At 71.1% G+C, this 23,004-nt stretch carries 21 protein-coding genes and 1 pseudogene; 17 read left to right on the forward strand and 5 right to left on the reverse strand.

The genetic code is table 11. From position 1 onward, the window contains the following. Window positions 1-160: 160 nt before the first annotated feature. Both treZ and A8M77_RS32930 read left to right on the forward strand, forming a co-directional pair. Window positions 161-2,014, forward strand: coding sequence for a malto-oligosyltrehalose trehalohydrolase (gene treZ / locus A8M77_RS32925; RefSeq protein ID WP_086925685.1), 1,854 nt, complete (start codon window positions 161-163; stop codon window positions 2,012-2,014). Next, entirely contained in the window at window positions 2,007-7,109 is a 5,103-nt protein-coding gene (locus tag A8M77_RS32930; protein ID WP_238137055.1) for a malto-oligosyltrehalose synthase, read from the forward strand. Before treZ ends, A8M77_RS32930 begins: the two co-directional genes overlap by 8 nt. On the opposite strand, the gene A8M77_RS32935 is transcribed toward A8M77_RS32930, so the two are convergent. After that, window positions 7,099-7,266, reverse strand: coding sequence for an SDR family oxidoreductase (locus A8M77_RS32935; RefSeq protein ID WP_238137056.1), 168 nt, complete (start codon window positions 7,264-7,266; stop codon window positions 7,099-7,101). The genes A8M77_RS32930 and A8M77_RS32935 overlap by 11 nt on opposite strands. Before the next feature lie 25 nt (window positions 7,267-7,291). On the opposite strand from A8M77_RS32935, the pseudogene A8M77_RS32940 reads away from it, so the two are divergent. Next, window positions 7,292-7,465: pseudogene (locus A8M77_RS32940) on the forward strand (LysR family transcriptional regulator); the annotation flags it as partial. Window positions 7,466-7,478: 13 nt separating this feature from the next. On the opposite strand, the gene A8M77_RS32945 reads toward A8M77_RS32940, so the two are convergent. Together A8M77_RS32945 and A8M77_RS32950 are read right to left on the reverse strand one after the other, a co-directional pair. Beyond that, a complete protein-coding gene (locus A8M77_RS32945) occupies window positions 7,479-7,673 on the reverse strand; it encodes a hypothetical protein (protein ID WP_086925687.1) in 195 nt (64 codons plus the stop codon). 71 nt (window positions 7,674-7,744) lie between these two features. Then, entirely contained in the window at window positions 7,745-8,758 is a 1,014-nt protein-coding gene (locus tag A8M77_RS32950) for an AraC family transcriptional regulator (RefSeq protein WP_086925688.1), read from the reverse strand. 104 nt (window positions 8,759-8,862) lie between these two features. Here A8M77_RS32950 and A8M77_RS32955 point away from each other — a divergent pair, with 104 nt between their 5' ends. From A8M77_RS32955 to A8M77_RS32975, 5 genes are read left to right on the forward strand one after another with little or no spacing between them, the layout of a single operon-like run. Further along, entirely contained in the window at window positions 8,863-9,834 is a 972-nt protein-coding gene (locus A8M77_RS32955; RefSeq protein ID WP_158101041.1) for a Bug family tripartite tricarboxylate transporter substrate binding protein, read from the forward strand. A 2-nt stretch (window positions 9,835-9,836) separates the two neighbouring features. Further along, window positions 9,837-10,868 (forward strand): amidohydrolase family protein, encoded by a 1,032-nt coding sequence (locus A8M77_RS32960; protein WP_086925689.1) that lies wholly within the window; start codon window positions 9,837-9,839, stop codon window positions 10,866-10,868. After that, window positions 10,868-11,188, forward strand: coding sequence for a NifU family protein (locus A8M77_RS32965; protein WP_086925690.1), 321 nt, complete (start codon window positions 10,868-10,870; stop codon window positions 11,186-11,188). The genes A8M77_RS32960 and A8M77_RS32965 overlap by 1 nt, the downstream gene beginning before the upstream one ends. Next, on the forward strand, window positions 11,185-12,168 hold the full coding sequence (locus A8M77_RS32970) for a fumarylacetoacetate hydrolase family protein (protein ID WP_086925691.1): 984 nt from the start codon (window positions 11,185-11,187) through the stop codon (window positions 12,166-12,168). The genes A8M77_RS32965 and A8M77_RS32970 overlap by 4 nt, the downstream gene beginning before the upstream one ends. Before the next feature lie 57 nt (window positions 12,169-12,225). Beyond that, a complete protein-coding gene (locus A8M77_RS32975; RefSeq protein WP_086925692.1) occupies window positions 12,226-12,993 on the forward strand; it encodes a helix-turn-helix domain-containing protein in 768 nt (255 codons plus the stop codon). A 54-nt stretch (window positions 12,994-13,047) separates the two neighbouring features. Here A8M77_RS32975 and A8M77_RS32980 read toward each other — a convergent pair whose 3' ends face one another. After that, window positions 13,048-13,422, reverse strand: a complete 375-nt coding sequence (locus A8M77_RS32980) for a hypothetical protein (protein ID WP_086925693.1) — start codon at window positions 13,420-13,422, stop codon at window positions 13,048-13,050. Between the two features lie 231 nt (window positions 13,423-13,653). Between A8M77_RS32980 and A8M77_RS32985 the strand changes: the two genes are divergently transcribed. Further along, a complete protein-coding gene (locus A8M77_RS32985; RefSeq protein WP_086925694.1) occupies window positions 13,654-14,628 on the forward strand; it encodes a Bug family tripartite tricarboxylate transporter substrate binding protein in 975 nt (324 codons plus the stop codon). A 19-nt stretch (window positions 14,629-14,647) separates the two neighbouring features. Continuing rightward, on the forward strand, window positions 14,648-15,532 hold the full coding sequence (locus tag A8M77_RS32990; RefSeq protein WP_086925695.1) for a PhzF family phenazine biosynthesis protein: 885 nt from the start codon (window positions 14,648-14,650) through the stop codon (window positions 15,530-15,532). On the opposite strand, the gene A8M77_RS32995 is transcribed toward A8M77_RS32990, so the two are convergent. Next, the gene (locus A8M77_RS32995; RefSeq protein ID WP_158101042.1) at window positions 15,527-16,537 is read right to left on the reverse strand and encodes a LysR family transcriptional regulator; all 1,011 of its coding nucleotides are present in this window, start codon (window positions 16,535-16,537) and stop codon (window positions 15,527-15,529) included. The two genes, A8M77_RS32990 and A8M77_RS32995, sit on opposite strands and share 6 nt — an antisense overlap. Window positions 16,538-16,611: 74 nt before the next feature. On the opposite strand from A8M77_RS32995, the gene A8M77_RS36325 reads away from it, so the two are divergent. The 7 genes from A8M77_RS36325 to A8M77_RS33025 are packed head-to-tail and all read left to right on the forward strand — an operon-like array spanning window position 16,612 to window position 22,862. After that, window positions 16,612-17,184 (forward strand): GAF domain-containing protein, encoded by a 573-nt coding sequence (locus A8M77_RS36325; RefSeq protein ID WP_158101043.1) that lies wholly within the window; start codon window positions 16,612-16,614, stop codon window positions 17,182-17,184. Between the two features lie 2 nt (window positions 17,185-17,186). After that, entirely contained in the window at window positions 17,187-18,788 is a 1,602-nt protein-coding gene (locus A8M77_RS33000; RefSeq protein ID WP_158101044.1) for an FAD-dependent monooxygenase, read from the forward strand. A gap of 4 nt (window positions 18,789-18,792) precedes the next feature. Then, window positions 18,793-19,200: a VOC family protein gene (locus A8M77_RS33005; protein WP_086925698.1), complete on the forward strand. Its 408-nt coding sequence runs from the start codon at window positions 18,793-18,795 to the stop codon at window positions 19,198-19,200. Continuing rightward, a complete protein-coding gene (locus tag A8M77_RS33010; protein ID WP_086925699.1) occupies window positions 19,197-19,988 on the forward strand; it encodes an alpha/beta fold hydrolase in 792 nt (263 codons plus the stop codon). Before A8M77_RS33005 ends, A8M77_RS33010 begins: the two co-directional genes overlap by 4 nt. Before the next feature lie 11 nt (window positions 19,989-19,999). Beyond that, window positions 20,000-20,830: an ABC transporter ATP-binding protein gene (locus A8M77_RS33015; RefSeq protein ID WP_086925703.1), complete on the forward strand. Its 831-nt coding sequence runs from the start codon at window positions 20,000-20,002 to the stop codon at window positions 20,828-20,830. Between the two features lie 25 nt (window positions 20,831-20,855). After that, window positions 20,856-21,728 carry an ABC transporter permease gene (locus tag A8M77_RS33020; protein WP_158101045.1) on the forward strand — a complete coding sequence of 291 codons (873 nt, stop codon included), beginning with the start codon at window positions 20,856-20,858 and terminating at the stop codon, window positions 21,726-21,728. Window positions 21,729-21,758: 30 nt separating this feature from the next. After that, window positions 21,759-22,862 carry an ABC transporter substrate-binding protein gene (locus A8M77_RS33025; protein ID WP_086925701.1) on the forward strand — a complete coding sequence of 368 codons (1,104 nt, stop codon included), beginning with the start codon at window positions 21,759-21,761 and terminating at the stop codon, window positions 22,860-22,862. Window positions 22,863-23,004: the final 142 nt, after the last annotated feature.

The following is a 23,004-nucleotide window of genomic DNA, read 5'->3' on the forward strand; positions in this document are numbered from 1 at the left end:
CTTTCTTTGGCGAGACAAAGAAAGTAACTCGCCCGCCGGGGCGAATTCCCGGCTCCTGCGCAACAACAAGCGCAATGCCAGAACAAAGGCCCAATGCCCTCACCCCCACCCTCTCCCAGAGGGAGAGGGAGCAAGGCACGCCCGTGCGAAAGATGACCCGATGAAGCACGCCCACGCCATGCCCTTCGGCGCCAGCATGCTCGACGGCACCGCCGTGAGCTTCACCCTGTGGGCGCCAGGAGCAACGCAGGTGGTGCTGGAACATGGCACGGCAGCCGATCCGCATCCCATGGTGCGCGACAACGAGGGCTGGCACCGCCTCACCCTCCCCGCCGCGCGCGCCGGCGATGCCTACCGCTTCCGCCTGCCCGACGGCCTGCAGGTCCCCGACCCCGCCTCGCGCAGCAACCCCGATGACGTGCATGGCCCGAGCGTCGTCGTCGACCCGCACGCCTACGACTGGCAGCACGACGCCTGGCGCGGCCGCCCCTGGGAAGAGGCCGTCATCTACGAACTGCACGTGGGCTGCTTCACGCCCGAAGGCACCTTCACCGCCGCCTCGCAACGACTGCCCGCGCTCGCACAAATGGGCATCACCGCCATCGAGCTGATGCCGCTCGCCGACTTCCCGGGCCAGCGCAACTGGGGCTACGACGGCGTGCTGCAGTTCGCGCCCGACGCGAGCTACGGCAGCCCCGACGAACTGAAAGCACTGGTCGACGCAGCCCACGGCCTCGGCCTGATGGTGCTGATCGACGTCGTCTACAACCACTTCGGCCCCGAGGGCAACTACCTGCACGCCTATTGCCCCCCCTTCTTCAACCCGGCCCACCAGACGCCCTGGGGTTCGGCCATCAACTACGACGGCGACCAGGCGCGCACGGTGCGCGACTTCTTCATCCACAACGCGCTCTACTGGGTCGAGGAGTTCCGCTTCGACGGGCTGCGCATGGACGCCATCCATGCCATCCGCGACGACTCGACGCCGCACATCGTCGAAGAGATCTGCCACGCCCTGCGCGACGGCCCGGGCCGCGAGCGCCACGTGCACGTGGTGCTGGAGAACGACGCCAACCAGGCCTCCCTGCTCGTGCGCGACGCGCAGGGCCGCCCCGTCGCGGCCACGGCGCAATGGAACGACGACCTGCACCACGCGGCCCACGTGCTGGCCACCGGCGAGACCGACGGCTACTACGCCGACTATGCGGACGACCCGGTCGCGCAGTTCGGCCGCGCGCTGGCCCAGGGCTTCGTCTACCAGGGCCAGCCTTCCGCCTTCCGCGAGGGCGAGCCGCGCGGCGAAGACACGAGCCAGCTGCCGCTGCCCGCCTTCGTCTCCTACCTGCAGACCCACGACCAGGTCGGCAACCGCGCCTTCGGCGAGCGCATCCATGCGATCGGCGACATCGCCCTGGTGCGCGCGGCCTGGACCTGCCTGCTGTTCTCGCCTCACGTGCCCATGTTCTTCATGGGCGACGAGTTCGAGGCCTCCACGCCCTTCCAGTACTTCTGCGACTTCGGCCCCGAGCTCGCGCGCGCAGTGGCCGAGGGACGGCGCGCCGAGTTCGGCCGCTTCAAGGCCTTCGCCGACGAGGCGGCGCGCGCACGCATTCCAGACCCCAATGCCGCGTCGACCTTCGAGGCCTCGAAGCTGCGCTGGGACGAATGCGCAGACCCGCTGCACGAGGCCTGGCGCGTCCAGGTCGGCGAGATGCTGGCGCTGCGCCGCCAGAAGCTGGTGCCGCTGCTGGCCGGCCAGCGCGGCGCCGGCCGCTTCGATGCCAAGGACGGGCTGCTGCGTGTCGAATGGACGCTGGCCGACACCACCCGCGGCGAGGACGACCCGCGCCTGCATCTGCTGGCCCATTTCGGCGAGCGGCCGGCCGAGGGCGTGGCCGCGCCGCCGGGCGAGGTGCTGCATGCCAGCGCCATCGAGCGCGAAGGCCCGCAGGGCCTGCTGCGGATCGCCCGCGGCGGCGTGTTCGTCGCGCTGCAGGAGTCCGGCCTTGTCTGACGTCCTCTCCAGCGCCGATGCCGAGGCCATCGCCCGCCTGTGCGCCGACTGCGGCATCGCGCTCGACTACCACGACATCTGGGGCCAGCACCAGCCGGTGCCGCGCGAGACCCTGCTGGCGCTGCTGGCCGAGTTCGGACTACCGGCGAAGGATGCCGCGCCCGCCGCCCCCACTCTGCCGCCCGTGCTCACGGTCCGGGCGCTCGACCCCGACTGGGCGCTGCCGCTGCGCCTGCCGGCCGCGTTGCCGCGCCTGCGCTGGCAACTGCACGACGAGGCCGGCGCCCTGCAGCAGCAGGGCGAGCTCGACGCGCATGCGCTGCCCGAGAACGCCAGCTTCGACCTGGCCGGCGAGCGCTGGTGCGAGCGCACGCCGCGGCTCGGCCTCCCTTTGGCGATGGGCTACCACCGGCTGCGCATCGACGGCCTGCCCGGCGAAACCCTGATCGTCAGCGCGCCCGAACGCTGCTGGTGCCCCGCCGCACTGCAGGACGGCGGCCGCGTCTGGGGCACGGCGGTCCAGCTCTACGCGCTGCGCTCGCGGCGCAACTGGGGCATGGGCGACTTCGGCGACCTGGTGCAGCTGGTCACGCAGATGGCCCGCCATGGCGCCGAGGTGATTGGCCTCAACCCGCTGCATGCCCTGTTCCCGCACAACCCGCCGCATGCGAGCCCCTACAGCCCGTCCTCGCGCCGCTGGCTCAACGTGCTCTACATCGACGTGGAGGCGGTGGCCGACTTCGCCGGCTGCGAGAGCGCGCAGCGGCTGGTGGGCTCGCCCGAGTTCCAGGGCCGGCTCGCGATGCTCCGCGAGGCGGAGCTGGTGGACCATGCGGGCGTCGCGCAGGCCAAGTTCGAGGTGCTCGCGCTGCTGTTCGCGCACTTCCGCGCGCACCACCTGGACGGCGAAGGCAGCGCCGCCCGCGACGATGCCGGCCGCGCCTTCCTCGGCTTCGTGGCAGAGGGCGGCACGGCCTTGCGCGGCCATGCCCTCTTCGAGGCCCTGCAGGCGCATTTCCACGAGGCCGACGCGCAGGTGTGGGGCTGGCCGGTCTGGCCCGAGGCCTACCGCGATCCCGCGAGCCCCGCCGTCGAGGCCTTCGCCCGCGAGCACGCCGCGCGCGTGCAATACCACCAGTACCTGCAATGGCTGGCCCATGTCCAGCTCGCGCGCGCCGCGGCGCAATGCAAGGCGCTGGGCCTGGGCATCGGCCTGTACCTGGACCTCGCGGTCTCCAGCGACCGCGGCGGCTCCGACGTCTGGACCGAAGGCGCCGGCTTCGCCGCCGACGCCAGCGTGGGCGCGCCGCCGGACGAGTTCAATCCCGGCGGCCAGGGCTGGGGCCTGCCGCCGCTGCGGCCGGACCGCCTGCGCGCCGCCGGCTACCGCTTCTTCATCGACACGCTGCGCGCCAACATGCGCCACGCGGGCGCGCTGCGCATCGACCACGTGATGGGGCTGATGCGCCTTTTCTGGATCCCTGCCGGCCGCAGCGCGCGCGAGGGCGGCTACGTGCACTATCCGCTGCAGGAGCTGCTGGCCATCGTCGCGCTCGAAAGCCAGCGCCAGCGCTGCCTGGTGATCGGCGAGGACCTGGGCACCGTCGCGCCCGAGATGCGCGAGGCGCTGGCGCGCGCGGGCGTGCTGTCCTACCGCCTGCTCTTCTTCGAGCGCGAGGGCGACGGCGGCTTCCGAGCGCCCGAGGCCTATCCGGCCCAGGCGCTGGCGGCCGTGGCCACGCACGACCTGCCGACCCTGGCCGGCTGGTGGCGCGGCGAGGACCTGCGGCTGCGGCTCTCGCTCGGGCTCATCGCCGATGCGACTCAGCTGGAGCAGCAGCTGATCGAGCGCGCGCGCCAGCGCCTGCAGCTGCTCTTCTCGCTGCACCGCAAAGGACTGCTCGGCACCGAGGAGATCGCCCAGGCCAGCGCGGAGCCCCGGCTCGCACCGGCCATCGTCGAGGCCGTGCACGCCTTCCTCGCCGCCGGGCCCTCGGCGGTGATGATGGTCCAGCTGGAGGACGTGGCGGGCGCCGCGGAGCAGGTCAACATGCCCGGCACCACCCACGAGCAGCCCAACTGGCGCCGCAAGCTGCCGATCGAGCTGGAGGCACTGGCCGAGGGCGAGGCCCTGGCCGCGCTCGGCCGCACCCTCACCCGGCTGCGCCCGCACGCACGCACCGGCCGTGCGCGCGGCGCCTCGGTGCAGGCACGCGTGCCGCGCGCCACCTACCGGCTGCAGCTGCACCGCGACTTCGCCTTCGACGATGCGATCCGCGTGCTGCCCTACCTGGCGCGGCTGGGCATCAGCCACGTGTACTGTTCGCCGATCCAGCGCGCCCGTGCCGGCAGCATGCACGGCTACGACGTGGTGGCACACGACCAGGTCAATCCCGAGCTCGGCGGCCGCGCGGGCTATGACCGCTTCGCCGCGGCGCTGCGCGCGCACGGCATGGGCCAGCTGCTGGACCTGGTGCCCAACCACATGGGCGTCATGGGCGCCGACAACGCCTGGTGGATGGACGTGCTGGAGAACGGCCCCGCCTCGCTCTTCGCCCAGCACTTCGACATCGACTGGCAGCCGCTCAACCCCGAGCTCGCGGGCAAGGTGCTGGTGCCGGTGCTGGGCGATCACTATGGCGACGCGCTGGAGCGCGGCGACCTGGTGCTGCACTTCGAGGCGGAGGGCGGCAGCCTGGCCGTGCACTACTTCGAGCACCGCTTTCCGCTCGCGCCCGAGAGCTACCCGCGCGTGCTCGCCGCCGCCAGCCTGCGGCTGGAAGACACGCAGCTCGCGGTCCAGCTCGCCGGCGCGGCCTCGGGCTTCGCGCGCCTGCAGGGCCGCGACGCGAGCGACGAGGCCGCGCGCGCCGAGCGCGCCCGCGACAAGGAGCTGCTGAAGACCCAGCTGGCCCGCCTGGCCGGCCGCGAGCCCGCCGTGGCGCGCGCCGTCGCCGCGCGCGTGGCCGAGCTCAACCTGCCCGGCGCGCGCGACGCGCTGCATGCGCTGATCGAGGAACAGTCCTGGCGCCTCGCCTACTGGCGCGTGGCGGCGGACGACATCAACTACCGCCGCTTCTTCGACATCAACACGCTGGCAGCGCTGTGCATGGAGCGCGAAGAGGTGTTCGAGGCCACCCAGTCCCTCGCGCTGGACCTGGCCGCGGCCGGCCTGGTGGACGGCCTGCGCATCGACCATCCGGACGGCCTGTACGACCCGGCGCAGTATTTCCGCCGGCTGCAGGAAGGCTACGCGCGCCGCGCCGGACTGCTGCTGGCGGAGCGCGACGAGGCCGGCCGGCCCGTACGGCCGCTCTACGTGGTGGCCGAGAAGATCAAGGCCGAGGAAGAGGAGGTGCCGGAGGACTGGCACATCCACGGCACCACCGGCTACCGCTTCGCCAACGTGGCCAACGGCGTGCTCATCGACACCGGGGCCGCGGAGAAGTTCGGCAAGATCTGGCGCAACTTCAGCGGCGTGCGCGACAGCTTCCAGGCGCTGGCGCGGGCCGGCAAGCGCGACATCATGCGCAGTGCGCTGGCCTCGGAGCTCACCGTGCTCGCCACCGAGCTGCTGCGCATCGCGCGGGCCGACCGGCACACCCGCGACTACACCTTCAACGCCCTGCAGCGCGCGCTCGGCGAGGTGGCGGCCTGCCTGCCGGTCTACCGCACCTACATCCTCGATGCGCCCTCGGAACAGGACGAGCATTTCATCGCCTGGGCCGTGCGCGAGGCGCGGCGCAGCAGCCTGGAGGCCGACCGCACGATCTACGACTTCGTGCAGCAGACCCTGCTGGGCCGGGCCGTGCCCGGCGCCGACGAGGCGCTGCGGCAGCGCGTGCTGCGCCTGGCGATCCGCTTCCAGCAGTTCAGCGCGCCTGTCACGGCCAAGGGGGTGGAGGACACCGCCTTCTACCGCTACTTCCCGCTCGCATCGCTCAACGAAGTCGGCGGCGAGCCGGCCCGCTTCGGCATGACCGTGGCGCAGTTCCACGAGGCCAGCGCCGACCGCGCGCGCCACTGGCCGCACACCATGCTCGCCAGCTCCACGCACGACAACAAGCGCTCGGAGGACGTGCGCTGCCGCATCGACGTGCTGTCCGAGATGCCGGCCACCTGGCGCCTGGCGCTGCGCCGCTGGCGCAACCTCTCGCGCGGCATCCGCCGCCGGCTGGAGGCGGAGGGCGCGCCGGCCGGCGCGCCTTCGAGCGCGGACGAATACCTGCTCTACCAGACCCTGCTGGGCACCCTGCCGGAGGGCCGGCTCGACGCGGCGGCGCGCGAGCCCTATGCCGAGCGCATCGTGCGCTACATGCACAAGGCGGCGCGCGAGGCCAAGGTCCACACCCGCTGGACCTATCCCGACGAGGCCTACGAGCAGGCGCTCGAAGGCTTCGTGCGCGCCCTGCTGGGCCCCGGCGCCGACCCGCGCTTCCTCGACGACCTGCAGGCCCTGGGCCGCGCGCTGGCCTGGTACGGTGCACTCAACAGCCTGTCGCTCACCCTGCTGAAGTTCGCCTCGCCCGGCGTGCCCGACCTCTACCAGGGCAACGAGATGATGGATCTGAGCCTGGTGGATCCGGACAACCGCCGGCCGGTGGACTACGAGACGCGTGCGCGGTGCCTGGACGAACTCGAAGCGCTGGCACGCGCGCCGGATCTGCCGTCGCGCCTGACCGAGCTGCTGCGCACGGCCGGCGACGGGCGCGCCAAGCTGTGGGTCACCTGGCGCATGCTGTCGCTGCGGCGCGCGCAGGCCGACCTGTTCCGCGAGGGCGACTACCAGGGCCTGGAGGCGCAGGGCGCCAAGGCGGCGCACGTGGTGGCCTTCGCGCGCCGGCACGGAGGCCGGCTGCTGGTGCTGGCCGCGGCGCGGTTGTGCAGCACGCTGGCGCCGCAACGCGAGCCCCCGGTGGGCGAGTGCTGGGAAGACACGGTCGTGCGCGTGGAAGGCCTGCCGGACGGCACGCGCTTCGAGCAGGTGCTCACCGGCGAGACCGTCGTGCTGCGCGAAGGCGTCATCCGTATGACAGAGGCCTTCGCTCACATGCCGGGGGCGGCGCTGTGGGCGCTGGACCCGGTCAGGCCGTGAAGCCGCCGTCGGCCACGATGTCCGCACCGGTGACGAAGCCCGCCTCGGGACGCGCCAGGTAGGCCACCAGGCTCGCGATCTCGGCCGGCTGGCCGTAGCGGCCGACCGCCATGCCGGGCCCGACGATCTTCGAGACCGGGCCGCCGTCGGGATTCATGTCGGTGTCGGTCGGGCCGGGGTGGAGCGGCGCGCTGGTGCGGCTGCTGCCGGGGTGGTATGCGGATGCGGGCGCGATCTCGCTGTACTACGCGAGCCGCACGCTGCTGCCGGCGAAGACGCGGGTCTTCATCGATTTCCTCACCGAGGCCTTCCGGCGCGAGCGCCTGGCGCAGCGCTTCGCGGGCAGCGTGGGCTGAAGGCGCGGGGAGGCTAGCGGCCCTGGTTGAGGCGGCTGAGGCCCTGGTCGGTCAGCATGCAGCCGCCGCGGCGGTCTTCCACCACCAGGCCGTTGGAGCGCAGCCGGCTGGAAACCTTGATCGTGTCGGTGGGGTGCCGCTTGACCACGGCGTCCCGCAACGCCTCGAGCGTTCTCCACTGTTCATCGTTGAGCTGGATCTTCTTCATCAACGTTTCGTCCTCGCTGGCGCGAGTGTGTACCCGAAAGGGGGGTGGCGCCTCCTTCATGAGTGCTCTTGTCAACGCGGCCGATTTGGGCTAGGCGAAATCCTCCACGCCTTGGGTCCGCAACCGAACCCCTTCCTGAACCAACGCGAGAACGCGCTGGTCTCCGAGAAGCCGAGCAGCCCTGCGATCGCGCCGATCGATTTGTCCGAGCGCTCGACGTACCTGCGGGCGAGCTCGCGCCGCGCCGCTTCCAGCTCGCTCGCGAAACTCAGGCCCGCGGCATCGAGATGCCGGCGCAAGGTGCGCTCCTGCAGGCCCAGGCGCAGCGCGACGTTCGCCATCGTGCAGCGGCCGCTCGGCAGCATCACGCCGATCAGCTCGCGCACGCGGGCTTCCACCGGCCGGGCCTTGAGGCCGGCCCAGGCTTGCAGCTGCCTTTCGGATTCGCTGCGGAAGATCGGGTCGGCTTCCGCCAGCGGCAGCGCGAGGTCCTCCGGCGCGATGAACAGCGCGCTGCCGTCGGCGTCGAACGCCACCGGACAGCCGAAGTAGCGACGGTAGGAGCGCGCATCCGCAGGCGCCGCGTGGGCGAGGCACACGGCCTGCGGATGCCACTGCGGACCGCACAGGTGCCGCATGATCTGGAAGATGCCGCCCGCGACCAGGTCGATCACCTGCGGCGACGAGGCGGCCACGGCATCGCCGTGGTAGGCGCACAGCGCCACGCTGCCCTCGCTTTCCTGGAGGTCCAGGCTCACCTCGGAATGCAGGTACATCCACGCGCTGATCGCCTGCAGCGCGTGGCGCACGTCGGGCTCGTCGCGCGCCAGCTTGCCGACCGCGCCGAAGTGCGACAGGCGCCGCGCCTGCGAAAGACGCAGGCCCAGGTCGGGACAGCCGAAGCGCTGCGCCGCATCCTCCAGCAGCCGCGCCACCGCGGTCACGGGCAGGCGTGCCTGGGGATCGCTCAATGCGGACAAGGGAATGCGCGCGCGTCGCAGCAGCTGCGCCGGGTCGGCGCCCAGCGAGCGCATCAGCGCCCCGAAGCCGGTCAGGACGTTGGCGCTGGCGGTGGCACGGGGCATGTCCGCGAATGTCAACAAAATGTCCGCGATGGTCAAGGCATCCGGCGCGTCCCGGTTCTAGATTGCGGGCAGCGGCAGCCCACATCGCCGCAGGAGACAACACCATGAAGATCCGCAGCCTCGGGCGTGCGGCCGCCGTGCTGGCACTGAGCTGTGCCGCCATCGGCCTGCACGCGCAGTCGAACTGGCCCACGCGCCCGGTGCGCGTGGTCGTTCCGGCCCCCGCGGGGTCCGGCCCCGACGCCCTGTGCCGCCATGTCACCCAGCGCCTCGGCGACCTGCTCGGCCAGCCCTTCACGCCCGAGAACCGTCCCGGCGCCAGCGGCCACGTGGGCGTCGAGGCGACGGCCAAGGCGCCTCCCGACGGCTACACGCTGGTGTGCGGCGCGTCCAGCACCTTCGTCACCACGCCGCACCTGATGACCCGGCTCGGCTACGCCCCCAACAAGGACCTGGCGCCGGTGGCGATGCTGGCGCGTGCGCACCTGCTCCTCATCGCCAGTCCGACGGTGCCGGCCGACGACCTGCCCTCGCTCATCGCATGGATCAAGGCCAACCCCGGCAAGGTCTCGTATGCCTCGCCGGGCATCGGCTCGAACGCGCACCTGGCGATGGAAGTGTTCAAGGCGCGTGCAGGCCTGGACATCGTCCACGTGCCCTACAACACGCTGCCGGCGCTGACCGACCTGGCCAGCGGCCGCGTCCAGCTGCTGGTGGAGCCGAGCGCCAGCGCCACGCCCTTCATTCGTGACGGCCGGGTGAAGCTGATCGCCGTGGCCAGCCCGACGCTCCTGCCGGAATTCCCGAAGGCGCGGCTGACGAACGAGACCGTTCCCGGCTTTGAGGTGATCGGCTGGGGCGGGCTGTTCGTGCCCGCGGCGACGCCGCGCCCCATCGTCGAGCGGCTGGCCGCCGAAGTCCACAAGGTGCTGCAGCAGAAGGAGGTGCGCGATGCCTTCGCGGCGCTCGGCTTCGTGCCCTACGACATGGGGCCGGACGAATCGCGGCGCTTCATCCGCGCCGAGTACGACCACTGGGGCGAGGTGATCCGCTCCGCCAACATCCGCCTGGAGTGAGCATGATCGACAACCTGTTCGTCTTCGACAACGTCATCCACCTCTACGACCTCTCGGCCGGCAACGTGCGCGCCGACCGCGACGACGCGCTGCCGGCACGGGACCGCATCCTCGACTACATCCGGGCGCAGGTGCGCGACCCCCGCGCCGCGCCGGGCGGGCGGCGCGAGTTCCAGTGGGACATCCGCTGGAGCGTCGAGGAGATGCACGCGCTGGTGTTCGACGGCTCCGCGACCGACATGGCGATGGCCCAGACCGTGCCCATGTTCGACTGGTTCGAGGATTGGTACTCGCCGGTCCGCACGCAGCATGCGATGGCGGCCGCGTATCCGGACCGCGTGCTGTTCTGCGGCGGCGTGGACCCGGGCTACCGGGGACTGGCGGACGCGCTGGAGCAGATCGACCACCAGGCCCGCGTGCTCGGCGCGCGCTCCTTCAAGTTCTACAACGGGCATGCGCAGCTGAAGGACTGCTGGCGCTGCGACGATGAGAAGCTCGCCTACCCGATGTACGAAAGGGCGCTGGCCAACGGCGTGCGGGTGCTGCAGTTCCACAAGGGCAACCCCTACGGCCTGCAGAACATGGAGTGGCTGAGCCCGGTGGACCTGCAGGCCCCGGCGCGCGACTTCCCGCAGTCCGACTTCATCGTGCATCACCTCGCGCTGCCCTACTTCGAGGAGATGGTGTCGATCGCCACGCGCTTCCCGAATGTCTATCTCTCGCTGGCCGGCTTCATGGCCTTCTACCGCGTGGCGCCGCGGCGCGTGCAGGAGCACATCGGCCGCCTGCTGCAGACCGCCGGCTCGGACAAGATCCTGTGGGGCTCGGAAGCGGCACTCGCAGGCAATCCGCAGCCGTACCTCGAAGCCTTCATGGAACTGCAGATTCCCGACGACCTGCGCGCCGGCTATGGCTACCCGCAGATCACGCGGGAGGACCGCCGCAAGATCCTCGGCGGGAACTTCGCGCGGATCATGGGCGTCGACCTCGAAGCGGCCCGGCGCAGGCTGGGCCTGGTGGCGGAGGCCGCGTGATGGAGGCCGTCCAGCTCCGGGTGCAGGCGCTGGACAGCCTGCTGCGTTCGCACGCCGGCGGGCTGGCGCTCCAGTCCTTCGACGAGCGCGGCGTGGTGCGCGTGCGCTTCACCGGCATGTGCGTGGGCTGCGAACTGAGGCCGGTGACCGCGGCGCGCGTGGTGGCGCCCGCGCTGCGGGCGCTCGCGGGCGTGACCGCCGTCGAATTTGCCGGCGGGCGCGTCTCGGAGCATGCGCAGGCCGCGCTGGAGGCATCGGCCGGCTGCGCTGACCTGCAGGCGATCCTGCGGGCGGTCCGCCGTCGCGAGGAGGACGCATGAAGCTGGTGAGCTTTGTCGAGCCGGGCGATGCCGCGCCGCGCGTGGGCAGCCTGCAGGGCGACCGGATCGTGGACCTGCGGCGTGCGTATGCGGCGACGCTGGCGGACGATCCGTTCGCGGCGCAGATCGCGGCGGTACGCATTCCGGGCGACATGATCCACTTCCTGGAAGGCGGGCCCTTGTCGATGCAGGCCGCGCGCGCGGCCGACGCGCACGCGCGCGCCGCGCACGCGGACGGGCTGCTCGCCGGCCGCGTGGCACAGCGGGCGAGCGCCGTCCGCGTGCTGGCGCCGGTGCCGCGGCCGCGCAAGATCATTTCCGCGGGCGGGACCTACCGCTCGCACGTGGACGAAGTACACAAGCAGCAGGTGCGGCTGGATGTGCCCGACTACCCGCTCGCCTTCCTGAAGATGCCGTCGGCGGTGATCGGGCCGGACCAGGACATCGTGCGATCGCGCCTCACCGAAGAGCTGGACTACGAGATCGAGATCGGCCTCGTCATCGGCACGCGCTGCAAGGACGTGCCCGCCCAGGACTGGCGCGCGGTCGTGGCCGGGATCACGGTGGTCAACGACGTGAGCATGCGAGACATCATCCTCGCCGAGCAGTCGCACGGCATTCACTTCCAGGGCAAGAACCTCGACACCTGCTGCCCGCTCGGCCCCTGCATCGCCACGCTGGACGAAGTGGGCGACACCGGCAACCTGGACCTGGAACTGCGCGTGAACGGCGAGGTGCGCCAGCGCGACAACACGCGCAACATGGTCTACGACTTCGGCGCGATCGTCGCGTACTGGTCGCGCGTGACGCTGGAGCCCGGCGACGTGATCACGACCGGCACGACCTCGGGCGTCGCCGGCTTCCGCAAGCAGCGGCCGGACAAGCTGCTGAAGCCGGGCGATATGGTGGAGGCCGAGGTCCAGGGTGTGGGCGTGTTGCGCAACCGGGTGGTGGACGAAGCGCCCGCGCAGGCCCGCTGAGGCGGATCGCTGACGGCCACGGGCTTTGCTGGCACCATCCGTGCATCGGATGCCTTCATGACCGTCGTCGCCCACCTCTCATCCAAGCTGCCGCTGGTGGCCAGCACGGGCTTCTCGCTCGGCCACAGCCGGCAGCCGCACTACGAATGCGAATGGCACCTGCACGATTGCGCGATGCTGCTCTGGCCGCAGCTCGGCGGACTGAAGAGCGCCTGGCTGGATGAGGGCGCCAGCGCCCTGCTGGATGCGCACACCGCCCGGCTGACGCGCAAGACGGCGGTCCTGCTGCCACCCTCCACGGCCCATCACACGATCGCCGAGACCCACCGCCAGCAGCACGGCGAGCTGTACCTGGCGCCCGAGCTCGTGCGCGGCCTGAAGCCGCCGGCGGCGATCCATCTCGACGGCGCCACCATGGCCATGCTCGATGCCCTGCTCTCGCCCACGCTGGCGCCGCGCAGCGCCGAGGCGCTGGTGCGCGCCATCGTCATGCAGCTGGCATCGGTCAAGCCCCTCGCGCTGCCGCTGCAACGCGCTTCGCTCGCGCAGGACATGCTGCGCCGCCTGGCCTCGGCATTGGAATGGGAGCAGCCCCTGCCATCGATCGATGCGCTCGCCTGCGAGCTCGGCGTCTCCATGCGCCAGTTGCAGCGCGCCTGCCGGCAAGAACTCGGCGCCAGTCCCGTCGCACTGCGGCGGCGCCTGCTGGCCGCGCACGCCCGCACGCTGCTGGCCCGTGGCCTGCCCTTCGCGACGGTGAGCGCGCAGCTCGGCTTCGCGAGCAGCGGGCATCTGGGCCGGCTGCTGCGTGGCGCGCCGGACTGACGCACAACGAAAAAAAGCCGGGCGCGGCCCGGCTTTTTCCTGGTTCAGTCGCTTTCAGAGCGGGAGACGATCGCCGTGCGAGGCGGCCCTGGCCTGCATGCGCACGTTCGAGCGGTCGACGGCCGATTGGACCCGGGTCACGCCTTGGCCGTAGCCTTCCGCGTAGGGGTTGGCGCTGCGCGCAGCCGCCACGCCCTGCGAGCGGACGGATGCACGGTCGATCGAGTTCGCGACACTGACGACGCCTTGGCCGGCGGCATCGCTGAACTGGTCGCCGCTGCGAGCGGCGACTGCGCCTTCGGCGCGCACCGCTGCACGGCTCTGGGTCGACGTGACCGTGGTGACGCCTTGATAGGTTTCTGCATGAACGCCAGCGGCCGCGACGATGGCCAGGGCGAAAGCGGAGAGGAGCTTGGAAGCGGTGTTCATTTGTCGATTCCTTTCAGGTAGATGAATCAGGGGGTTGGTCCGTGGGATGAAGTGTGCGCCGGCAGATGGCGTTGTGGATGTGCGTTTTCGCACCCCGGCGTTCATCTCGCGGAAACAATCGGGGCCTCTTGGAGCACCTGTCGCAAACGGGATTGCGCGCTGTCGCTTCCCGGTTTTACGGGGTGCGCATCGCTTCCTAGCATCGGCTTCACCTGTCCCAAGGAGTGCCCGATGCCATCCAATTCCCATGCCCGGCCGCTGCGTTCGCTGCTCGCGCTCGCACTGGCCGCCTCGACCGCCGCCGGCGCCCAGGCCTGGCCGGCCAGGCCCATCACCCTGGTCGTGCCCTTCCCCGCCGGCGGCGGAACCGACCTGGTCGTGCGCGCCATCCAGCCCATGCTGCAGAAGGAGTTGGGCCAGCCCATCGTCATCGACAACCGCGGCGGCGCAGGCGGCACCATCGGCTCGAGCTTCGTCGCCAAGGCCGCGCCGGACGGCTACACGATGGGCATCGCGACCACCAGCACCCATGCCGTGAGCGTGAGCGTCTTCAGGAAGCTGGGCTACGACCCGCACAAGGATTTCGAATACGCGGGCTTCATCGGGCTCTCGCCCTACGTGCTCGCCACGAACCCCGGCGTGGGCGCCGGCGACGTGAAGGCGCTGATCGCCGCGCTCAAGAAGCAGCCCCAGGACTTCAGCTTCGCCTCGGTGGGCGCCGGCACGGTCTCGCACCTGCTCGGCGAGCAGTTCAAGGCGCTGGCGGGGGTGCCGCTCGTGCACGTGCCGTACCGCGGCGCCGCGCCGGCCTACACCGACCTGATCGGCGGCCAGGTGCAGCTGATGTTCGACAACCCGGTCGGGCTGGCGCCCTACATCCGCTCCGGCCGGCTGCGTGCCATGGCCGCGACGGCGCCCAACGCACTGCTGGCGGGCGTGCCCACCTTCGCGCAGCAGGGCATCGCGGGCTTCGACCAGTCGCTCTGGTACGGCGTCGCCTTTCCCAAGGGCACGTCCACGGACGTGGTGCAGAAGTTCAACACCGCGCTGAACAAGGTGCTGGCCGATCGCGCCGTGGCTGCCGACCTGGCCGCCAAGGGCGTCAACGCCCGCCCCGGTCCGGCCGCCGCGCTGCAGGCCGCGGTGGCGAAGGACGTGCCCTACTGGGGAAAGATCGCGCAATCCGTGGGAGCGACCGTTGACTGAATCCCTCATCTGCCGGCGCATGCCGCGGCCCGGCGCGGTCGTCTGCATCCGCGTCTTCGTCGATGGGCCCGGGGGCGGCAACCCGGTGCCGCTGGTGGCCGATGCCCAGGGCATGACGGCGGCGCAGATGCAGGACGTGGCCCGGCGCCACGGCCATGAATCGGCCTTCGTGCTGCCGGCCTCCGACGCACGCGCCGACTGGCGCCTGCGCTTCTTCGTGCCGCAGCACGAGATGGAGATGTGCGGCCATGCGACGGTCGGCACCCTGTGGGCCCTGCGCCGCTGGGGCATGTGGACATCGCCGCGTGCGCGCATCGAGACACTCAGCGGCATCGTCGATGCCGAATGGGACGAAGCACGCGAGCGGGTCTGGATCTCGCAGCCCGCGGTGCAGGCCCGCGCGCTCGACGCGGTACAGCAGCAACGCGTCGCGGCCGTGCTGCGCATCGCGCCACCGGCACCGACGATGACCAATGCGGCCACGAGCCGCATCAAGACCCTGGTCGCCCTGCCCGATGCCGCGGCGCTCGATGCGCTGGTGCCCGACTTCGCCGCCATCGAGTCCGCATGCGAAGCCATCGGCTCGACCGGGCTCTATCCCTTCGCGCTGGAGCCGGCGGGAGATCGCGCCCCTGCCGTGTACGCCCGGCAGTTCCCCAAGTCCTCCGGCTACCCCGAAGACGCAGCCACCGGCATCGCCGCGGCGGCGCTCTGGGGGCACCTCACGGCGTCCGGCCAGCTGAGCACCGGATCGCCCGCCGACCCGGTGGTCTGCGTGATCCACCAGGGCCGGGCGATGGGATGTCCCTCGGCCATCGAGGTGCGCCCGCGCTTCGACGCCGAGGGCCACGTCCGCGGATGCTGGCTGAGCGGCCGGGTGGAAGGCGAAGGGGGGCCCTCATGAGCGCCCGCGTCGCGGTTCCTCCGCGAGCCGCTCCTCCCCTGCCCTGTGCTGCATCGCCCGCGCGGTCTCCACGACCACGGCCCGCAGGGACATGACCATCGGGTGCCCCTCCAGTTCCTTCAGGGTGAAGAAGCTCACCGGCGGCAGGCTCCAGCTCAGGCGGTAGGGCAGCGCGGCCCAGTGCCCGGCCCGCTCCATCTCGGCCACGACGTCGCGCGCGAAGATGGTGATGGCGTTCGGCTCCGAGCGCAGCACCGTCTCCATGCTGCGGATCGAGGTCGTCTCCAGCATCGGCGTCGGCGGCTGCACGCCGGCGCCGACGAAGACCGCGTTGTAGGTGCGGCGCATGGGCGTGTTCGGCGGCGGCAGGATCCAGTCGAGCTGCGCCAGCCGCGCCCAGTCCAGCGGTCCACGCGAGAGGCGCTTGACGCTCTTCGCGGACACGACGAGGCAAGGCTCCTGCTGGTAGATCGCCTCCTGCATCAAGCCGGTCGCGTCGCCGTCGTAGGAGCGGCCGATCGCGCAGTCGAGCTCGCGCGCCACCAGGCCGGCGACCAGTTCGTCGGTCGTGCCCTCGCGCGTCAGCACCGCCATGCGCGGTCGGCGGTCCAGCAGGTGGGCGAGCGCCGCGGACAGCAGTTGCTGCGGCACCTGCTGCGTCAGCCCCACGCGCAGGCGGCCGCTGCGGCCCGCCTCCAGCGAGGTCAGCACGCGCGTGGTGGCCTCCAGCTCCGCAAGCCAGCGGCGCGCGTAGTGCAGCACCGCCTCGCCCGCCGGCGTGGGGACCAGGCCGCGGGGGCTGCGCTCGAAGAGGGTGCTGCCGAAGATGTCCTCCACCTCGCGCAGCGCCTTGGTGATGGCCGGCTGGCTCAGCCGCATCTCGGCGGCCACGCGGCCCAGCGTGCGGTGCCGGTCGATGGCCTGCACCAGCGAGAGCTGGCGCAGCTTCAGGCGGGTGAGCAGCGCGTGCTGCAGGTCGGCGGCCGGGTCGCGGGCAGTCACCACGGTCATAACTCCAGGGTTATCGGGTCATCAAAATTTAACGCGCATTGGTGAATTGCGCTGCCTAGACTTTCCCCATGCAAGAAGCCAACGCACCGGACTTCACGGCCCTGACGGCCGGCCTCCTGGACGCGCTCGCCGAGGCGCGCAGCACCGAGGCCGCGCTGCAGCAGGTGGACCGCCACCGGCGCCTGATCGCGCCCGACAGCATCTTCAGCATCCAGCAGAACGTGACGACCGCCGGCGACCCGGACGACGAGATCCGCCTGCGCCGCTTCTATTCGTCCGAGGCGGCGCGCTACCCGGTGAACGGCATCAAGCGCAAGACGCCGAGCCCGTGGACCGAGTGCCTGTTCCTGCGGGGCCGCGTGTTCGTCGGCGAAGGCGAGGAGGCGCTGGCGCGCAGCTTCGACGATTTCGAGCAGATGCGCCTGCACGGCCTGCGCCGCGTGGTCAACGTGCCGCTGCTGCAGGGCAACCTGTGCTTCGCCACCTTCAACGTCTTCGGCACCCGCGCGCACTGGTTGCCGCAGGAAGTGCTGGGCATCCGGCTGCTGGCCCTGGCCGCGGCGCGCTGGGTGCCCGTCCACCCCGGGCTGGCCTACCGCTTCACCGGGGTTCCCCTCGCTTCTTCCGCCATGGAGGCCTGAACATGCAAAGCAAAGTCCCTGTCGTGATCGTCGGCGGTGGCCCGGTGGGCCTGTCGATGGCGATCCTGCTGCAGCGTTTCAACATCGACTTCGTGCTGCTCGAACGCAGCCCGACCACGACCGACCACCCGAAGGCGCGCGGCACCTACACGCGCACCATGGAGATCTTCCGCCAGTGGGGCATCGACGAAAAGATGAAGCGCCACGCGCTGCCCGACGGCTCCGACTTCTTCGCCTTCTGCGAATCGATGACGGGCCACGAGTGGGGCCGCACCCACCCCGAGCCGAACGTCGGCCACTCGCCCTGCTGGAAGATCATCCAGTCGCAGGACACGGTGGAGATGGAGCTGCTGGACCACGCCCGCCGGAGCGAGGTGGGCCGCTTCCTCTTCGGCCACGAGTTCCTGCAGTACGACGAAGGGCCCGGCGGCATCGCGGTGACCGGCCGCAAGGTGGACAGCGGCGAGACCTTCACCTGGCACGCCCAGTACCTGATCGCGGCGGACGGCGCGGCCAGCGCGGTGCGCCGGCAGGCCGACATCGAGATGCGCGGGCCTGCCACCCTGGCCGTGATGGCCAACGAGTACTGGCAGGCCGATCTCTCGCACGTGCGCGATGCCACGCTCTGCGCCGGCTGGCGTGTGTACGCGAAAGACTCGCCCTACCCGATCACCACCGTCCTCAACACCAACGGCCGCGACCGGTGGCTGAACCTGCTGCCGGTGGGGCGCGAGACGGACGAGCGCATCGGCGAGCGCACCGACGACGAGGTGGCGCAACTCGCCCGCACCGTCTCCGGTGTCCCGAACCTCGACGTGAAGGTGATCAACCGCTCGGTCTGGCGCATGAGCCGCCAGGTGGCCGCCACCTTCCGCCAGGGCCGCGTGCTGCTGGTGGGCGACTCGGCGCACCGCTTCCCGCCCAACGGCGGCTACGGCATGAACTCCGGCATCCAGGATGCGCACAACCTGGCCTGGAAGCTGGCCTTCGTGCTGACCGGCCGCGCCGGCGCGCGGCTGCTGGACAGCTACGACCGCGAGCGCCGCCCGGTCGCCGAGTCGAATGCCGACTTCAGCCTGCACAACGCGACCCGCTTCATCCAGTGCGACGAGGCGCTGCGCTCGGGCAACCGCGACCGCATCGACTTCTGGATCCGCGACAGCGACAACCACATCCACAGCATCGGCCAGTCGCTGGGCTTCTGCTACGAGGACGGCGCGGTGATCCCCGACGGCACGGGCAGGCACATCCTGCGCCCGCGCTGGTACGAGCCCACCGACCGGCCCGGCGCGCGCTTCCCGCACCTCTGGCTGGACCTCGCGCGACGCCACACCACGCTGGACTGGTTCGACCGCGAGTTCGTGCTGGTGGCGGGACCGAAGGCGGACGGCTGGATGGAGGCCGCGCGTGCCGTGTCGGGCCGCAACGGATGCGTGGTGCAGGTGCGCCAGCTGGAGGACTCGCACGAGAAGGACGGCCTGCTGCTCGGCCTGCGCGGCGCGGTGCTGGTGCGGCCGGACGGCCACGTGGCCTTCCGCATGCCGTGGACGCCGGCCGACCCGGCGGCGGAGCTGTCCGCCGTTCTCGCCCGACTGCTGGACTGATGCCATGCCGGTCGCCGCACTCCACCACTACACGATCCGCTGCACGCCGCAGGAGCTGCCGCCGCTGGTCGACTTCTACACGCGCGTGATGCGCCTCACGGCCGGAGCGCGTCCGGAGATCCCGGCGCCCGGCGCCTGGCTCTACGCGGACGGCCAGCCCATCGTCCACCTGTATGCGCACCTCGCCACGCCCGATGCGGCGGTGCAGCCGGTCACCGGCCATGTCGACCACATTTCCTTCCGCTCGCGCGGGCTCGCGGAGATGCGCGCGCACCTCGCCGCGCTGGGCGTGCCCTTCGCGGAGGCCCCGATCCCCGGCTGGGACATCCACCAGCTCTTCCTCCACGATCCGCGCGGCCTGAAGATCGAGATGACCTTCTGGATGAACGAGGAAGAGGGAGGCGCGCCATGACCGACTTCGTGCAGGCCGGCGAGGTGCGCATCGCCTTCGAGCGCACGGGCCAGGGCCCGGCGCTGCTGCTCATGCACGGCGCGGAGGCCTCGCGCCAGATGTTCGCCGCGCTGGTGCCGCACCTGGCGAAGCACTTCACCGTGATCGCCTACGACCAGCGCGACTGCGGCGAGACCGAGGGGCCGGAGCGCGCGGCCACGCTGGCGGACCTGGCGAACGATGCGCACCAGTTCATCCGCGCCATGGGCTTCAAGCGGGCGCACGTGTTCGGTTCCTCCTTCGGCGGCCGGGTCGCGCAGGCCCTGGCCCTGCTGCATCCGCGGGCGATCGACCACCTGGTCCTGGCCAGCACCTGGCCATTGCCGCGGCCCTACGAGGAGCTGTGCCCGGACGCGCGCCGCCTGGCCGCGCTGCGCCAGGGCCTGCCCGGCACGGCGGAGGAGCTGGCCACCTGGTTCTTTCCCGAGGCCTTCCTGCAGCAGCGCCCGGAGCTGCGGCGCGTGTTCGCGGACGCGCGGCCGGCATCGGCCCGCGCCGCACGCCGTGCCGCCACCGTGGCGACCACGCTGGACAACGGGGTCGCCGACATCGTGGCACCGACCCTGGTCGTGGCCGGCGAGCTGGACCGCGTGGTGCCGCCCACGGTCACGCTGGCGATGGCGGGACGCATCCGAGGGGCGGATGCGGTGCTGTTGCCGGCCATCGGGCACGTCACCGCGATGCAGGCGCCGGAGGTGCTGGCGCAGCACATCGTTCGCTTTCTGAATCCTGCTGGAGTCAAGGCATGAACACGATCCTCATGAACGCGCCGGCTGCGCGGTGCCCCCACCCCAACCCTCCCCCAGCGGGGGAGGGAGCAAGAGCCGACTACATCCGCATCGAAGGGCTCTCCAAGACCTTCGGCGGCGGCACCGACGGCGTGCTCGCACTGAGCGACATCGACTGCCGCATCCGGCAGGGCAGCTTCGTCACCATCGTCGGCCCGAGCGGCTGCGGCAAGAGCACGCTGTTGCGCATCCTGGCCGGGCTGCTCGGCTACGAGGTCGGCAGCGTGGTGCTGGACGGCCAGCCGATCCAGGGCACGCGGCGCGACGTGGGGGTGGTGTTCCAGAGCTCCATCCTCCTGCCCTGGCGCACCATCCTCGAGAACGTGATGCTGCCGGCCGAGGTGATCGGGCTGGACATGAAGAAGGCGCGCGAGCGCGCCATGCAGCTCCTGCACATGGTCCGCCTCGACGGCTTCGAGCACAAGCTGCCGCGCCAGCTCAGCGGCGGCATGCAGCAGCGCGCCTCGATCGCGCGGGCGCTGCTGCACGACCCCAAGATCCTGCTGATGGACGAGCCCTTCGGCGCGCTGGACGCGATGACGCGCGAGCGCATGAACCTGGAGCTGCAGCGCATCTGGATGGAGAGCGGCAAGACCGTGGTGCTGATCACGCACTCCATTCCCGAGGCCGTGTTCCTGGGCGACCAGGTGTTCGTGATGTCGCCCCGCCCCGGCACGCTGGAGCGCGTGCTGCCCATCGCGCTGCCGCGGCCGCGCACGATGGACATGATGTCGGACCCGGTCTTCGCATCCGCCACCGCATCGATCCGCGAGCGCTTCTCGCATGCCGCTTCATTCGACTGAAAGGGCCACTGCCATGACGACCGCCATGCTCACCCCCGACGCCGCCGCGCGGCACGACGACACCGCCCCGGCCCCGAAGGCGCCGCGCCAGCGCCGCCCCAATCCGCTGGCCTCCACCCGCGTGCAGTCCATCCTGCTGCTGATCACGCTGCTCGGCTCGTGGGAGGCGGCCGTGAGGCTGTTCAAGGTGCCCAGGCACCTGGTGCCGCCGGTCAGCGACATCGGCATCGCGCTCTGGCGCGGCCTGGCCACCGGGCCGCTGGCGAAGGACGGCTTCTGGTACCACGGCGGCGTCACGCTGACCGAGATCCTGCTGGGCTTCGGCATCGGCAGCGGCATCGGCCTGGCGATCGGCATCGTGGTCTCGCAGATGCCGAAGCTGGAGGCGCTGCTCGAGCCCTACGTGGCCGCGCTGCAGAGCGTGCCCAAGGTGGCGGTGGCGCCGATCATCGTGGTGTGGCTGGGCTTCGGCATCGGCTCGAAGGTGATGATCATCTGCCTGCTCACCTTCTTCCCGGTGCTGGTGACCAGCATCGCGGGCTTCAAGGCGGTGGACCCGGACCGCATCGACCTGCTGCGCTCGCTCTCGGCCACGCCCTGGCAGATCTTCCGCAAGGCCAAGTTCCCGAGCGCCCTGCCCTACATCTTCGCGGGCCTGAACATGGCCGCCGCCTTCAGCGTGGTGGGCGCGGTGGTGGGCGAGTTCGTCGGCGCCCAGGCGGGCCTGGGCGTGCTGATCCTGCAGATGGAGGCGCAGGCCGACACCGGCGGCAGCTTCGCGGTGTGCGTGGTGCTGTCGGTGATCGGCATCCTGCTGACCAGCCTGCTGCGCCGCATCCAGCGCCGCGTGCTGCACTGGATGCCGGCCGACAGCTCGCAGCGCACCGTGAACGTCTGAACCCTCGTTACTTTCAGCTAGGAGTGAACCATGTGGACTCGACGTGATTTCGGCCTGGGCCTGGGTGCCCTCGGCCTGTGCGGCACGCTGCCGGCCATGGCGCAGAAGCTGCGCGTAATGAAGGTGGCGAACACCGCGGCGGTGAACGACCCGCAGCAGTGCTTCGTGACCGCGGGCCAGCACCCGAAGCTCAACTTCTACAAGCCGGACGGCGTGGACGTGGAGTACGTCAACATGTCCAGCATGACGCAGGCGCTGCAGAGCCTGCGCGCCGGGCACGTGGACTTCGGCCCGGCCGTGCCCGGCATCCTGCTGCCGGCGATGGCCAAGGACCCGGGGCTGGACCTGGTGAGCGTCTACAAATGGCTGCCCCGCAATGCCAACGTGATCGTGGTGAAGCCGGGCAGCCAGATCAAGTCGGCGTCGGACCTGGCGGGCAAGCGCATCGGCGTGCGCAGCCAGGGCGACACCGGCATCGTCATCACCAAGACCATGCTCGCCGAGCTGGGGCTGAAGGACGACAAGTGCGAGTACATCGCCATCGGCGACGGTGCGCCCGCGGGTGCCGCCATCGACAACGACCGCGTCGATGCCATGGTGACCTTCGACACCGCGGCGGCCCGCATCGAGCTGGTGGGCACCGCGCTGCGCTACGTGCCGATCACGCCGAAGTTCGCGCAGGTGGGATCAGGCTGGATCTGCGTGCCGCGGAAGCTGTTGAAGGAAGAGCGCAAGGCCCTGGTGGCGCTGTTCCGCGGCATCGCCAAGTCCACCCTCTTCTCCCACACCAACCTCGACGCGGGCATCGACCTGCACTGGGCCGTGTACCCCGAGAGCCGGCCCAAGGGCCGCAGCGAGGCGGAGGCGCGCAAGGAGCTGGCCTTCATCCTGAAGGACCGCCGGAACAGCTGGATGCGCCGGCCCGACGACCCGGACCAGCGCATCGGCGCCTCGTCGCTGGCCGAATGGAAGGCGAACATCGAGATGACCGCCGAAAGCACGAAGAACCCGAAGCTGGCCGATGAGCTGGGCGACCCGGCCCGTCTGTTCAGCAACGAGCTGATCGACGAGGTCAATGCCTTCGACAGGCAGGCGGTGGTGGAGATGGCGAAGGCCTTCAGGCTGCAGGGCTGAGCGAAGCGACCAACGGGATCGATGGGTATTCGCCGCTGGCGATGCGCTTGCGCCACGCGGCCGGCCCGGTGATGTGCGCGCTGGTGCCCCCCGCGTCGACCGCCACCGTCACCGGCATGTCCACCACGTCGAACTCGTAGAT

Source organism: Variovorax sp. JS1663 (assembly GCF_002157355.1).
In the GTDB taxonomy this organism is placed as follows: Bacteria; Pseudomonadota; Gammaproteobacteria; order Burkholderiales; family Burkholderiaceae_C; genus Variovorax.

Bases quoted from the DNA above. Each gene is read 5' to 3' on its own strand.
- treZ (WP_086925685.1), top strand. From the start codon at position 161: ATGAAGCACGCCCACGCCATGCCCTTCGGCGCCAGCATGCTCGACGGC.
- A8M77_RS32935 (WP_238137056.1), bottom strand. From the start codon at position 7,266: ATGAATCCCGACGGCGGCCCGGTCTCGAAGATCGTCGGGCCCGGCATG.
- A8M77_RS32945 (WP_086925687.1), bottom strand. From the start codon at position 7,673: ATGAAGAAGATCCAGCTCAACGATGAACAGTGGAGAACGCTCGAGGCG.
- A8M77_RS32950 (WP_086925688.1), bottom strand. From the start codon at position 8,758: ATGCCCCGTGCCACCGCCAGCGCCAACGTCCTGACCGGCTTCGGGGCG.
- A8M77_RS32955 (WP_158101041.1), top strand. From the start codon at position 8,863: ATGAAGATCCGCAGCCTCGGGCGTGCGGCCGCCGTGCTGGCACTGAGC.
- A8M77_RS32960 (WP_086925689.1), top strand. From the start codon at position 9,837: ATGATCGACAACCTGTTCGTCTTCGACAACGTCATCCACCTCTACGAC.
- A8M77_RS32965 (WP_086925690.1), top strand. From the start codon at position 10,868: ATGGAGGCCGTCCAGCTCCGGGTGCAGGCGCTGGACAGCCTGCTGCGT.
- A8M77_RS32970 (WP_086925691.1), top strand. From the start codon at position 11,185: ATGAAGCTGGTGAGCTTTGTCGAGCCGGGCGATGCCGCGCCGCGCGTG.
- A8M77_RS32975 (WP_086925692.1), top strand. From the start codon at position 12,226: ATGACCGTCGTCGCCCACCTCTCATCCAAGCTGCCGCTGGTGGCCAGC.
- A8M77_RS32980 (WP_086925693.1), bottom strand. From the start codon at position 13,422: ATGAACACCGCTTCCAAGCTCCTCTCCGCTTTCGCCCTGGCCATCGTC.
- A8M77_RS32985 (WP_086925694.1), top strand. From the start codon at position 13,654: ATGCCATCCAATTCCCATGCCCGGCCGCTGCGTTCGCTGCTCGCGCTC.
- A8M77_RS32990 (WP_086925695.1), top strand. From the start codon at position 14,648: ATGCCGCGGCCCGGCGCGGTCGTCTGCATCCGCGTCTTCGTCGATGGG.
- A8M77_RS36325 (WP_158101043.1), top strand. From the start codon at position 16,612: ATGCAAGAAGCCAACGCACCGGACTTCACGGCCCTGACGGCCGGCCTC.
- A8M77_RS33000 (WP_158101044.1), top strand. From the start codon at position 17,187: ATGCAAAGCAAAGTCCCTGTCGTGATCGTCGGCGGTGGCCCGGTGGGC.
- A8M77_RS33005 (WP_086925698.1), top strand. From the start codon at position 18,793: ATGCCGGTCGCCGCACTCCACCACTACACGATCCGCTGCACGCCGCAG.
- A8M77_RS33010 (WP_086925699.1), top strand. From the start codon at position 19,197: ATGACCGACTTCGTGCAGGCCGGCGAGGTGCGCATCGCCTTCGAGCGC.
- A8M77_RS33015 (WP_086925703.1), top strand. From the start codon at position 20,000: ATGAACGCGCCGGCTGCGCGGTGCCCCCACCCCAACCCTCCCCCAGCG.
- A8M77_RS33020 (WP_158101045.1), top strand. From the start codon at position 20,856: ATGCTCACCCCCGACGCCGCCGCGCGGCACGACGACACCGCCCCGGCC.
- A8M77_RS33025 (WP_086925701.1), top strand. From the start codon at position 21,759: ATGTGGACTCGACGTGATTTCGGCCTGGGCCTGGGTGCCCTCGGCCTG.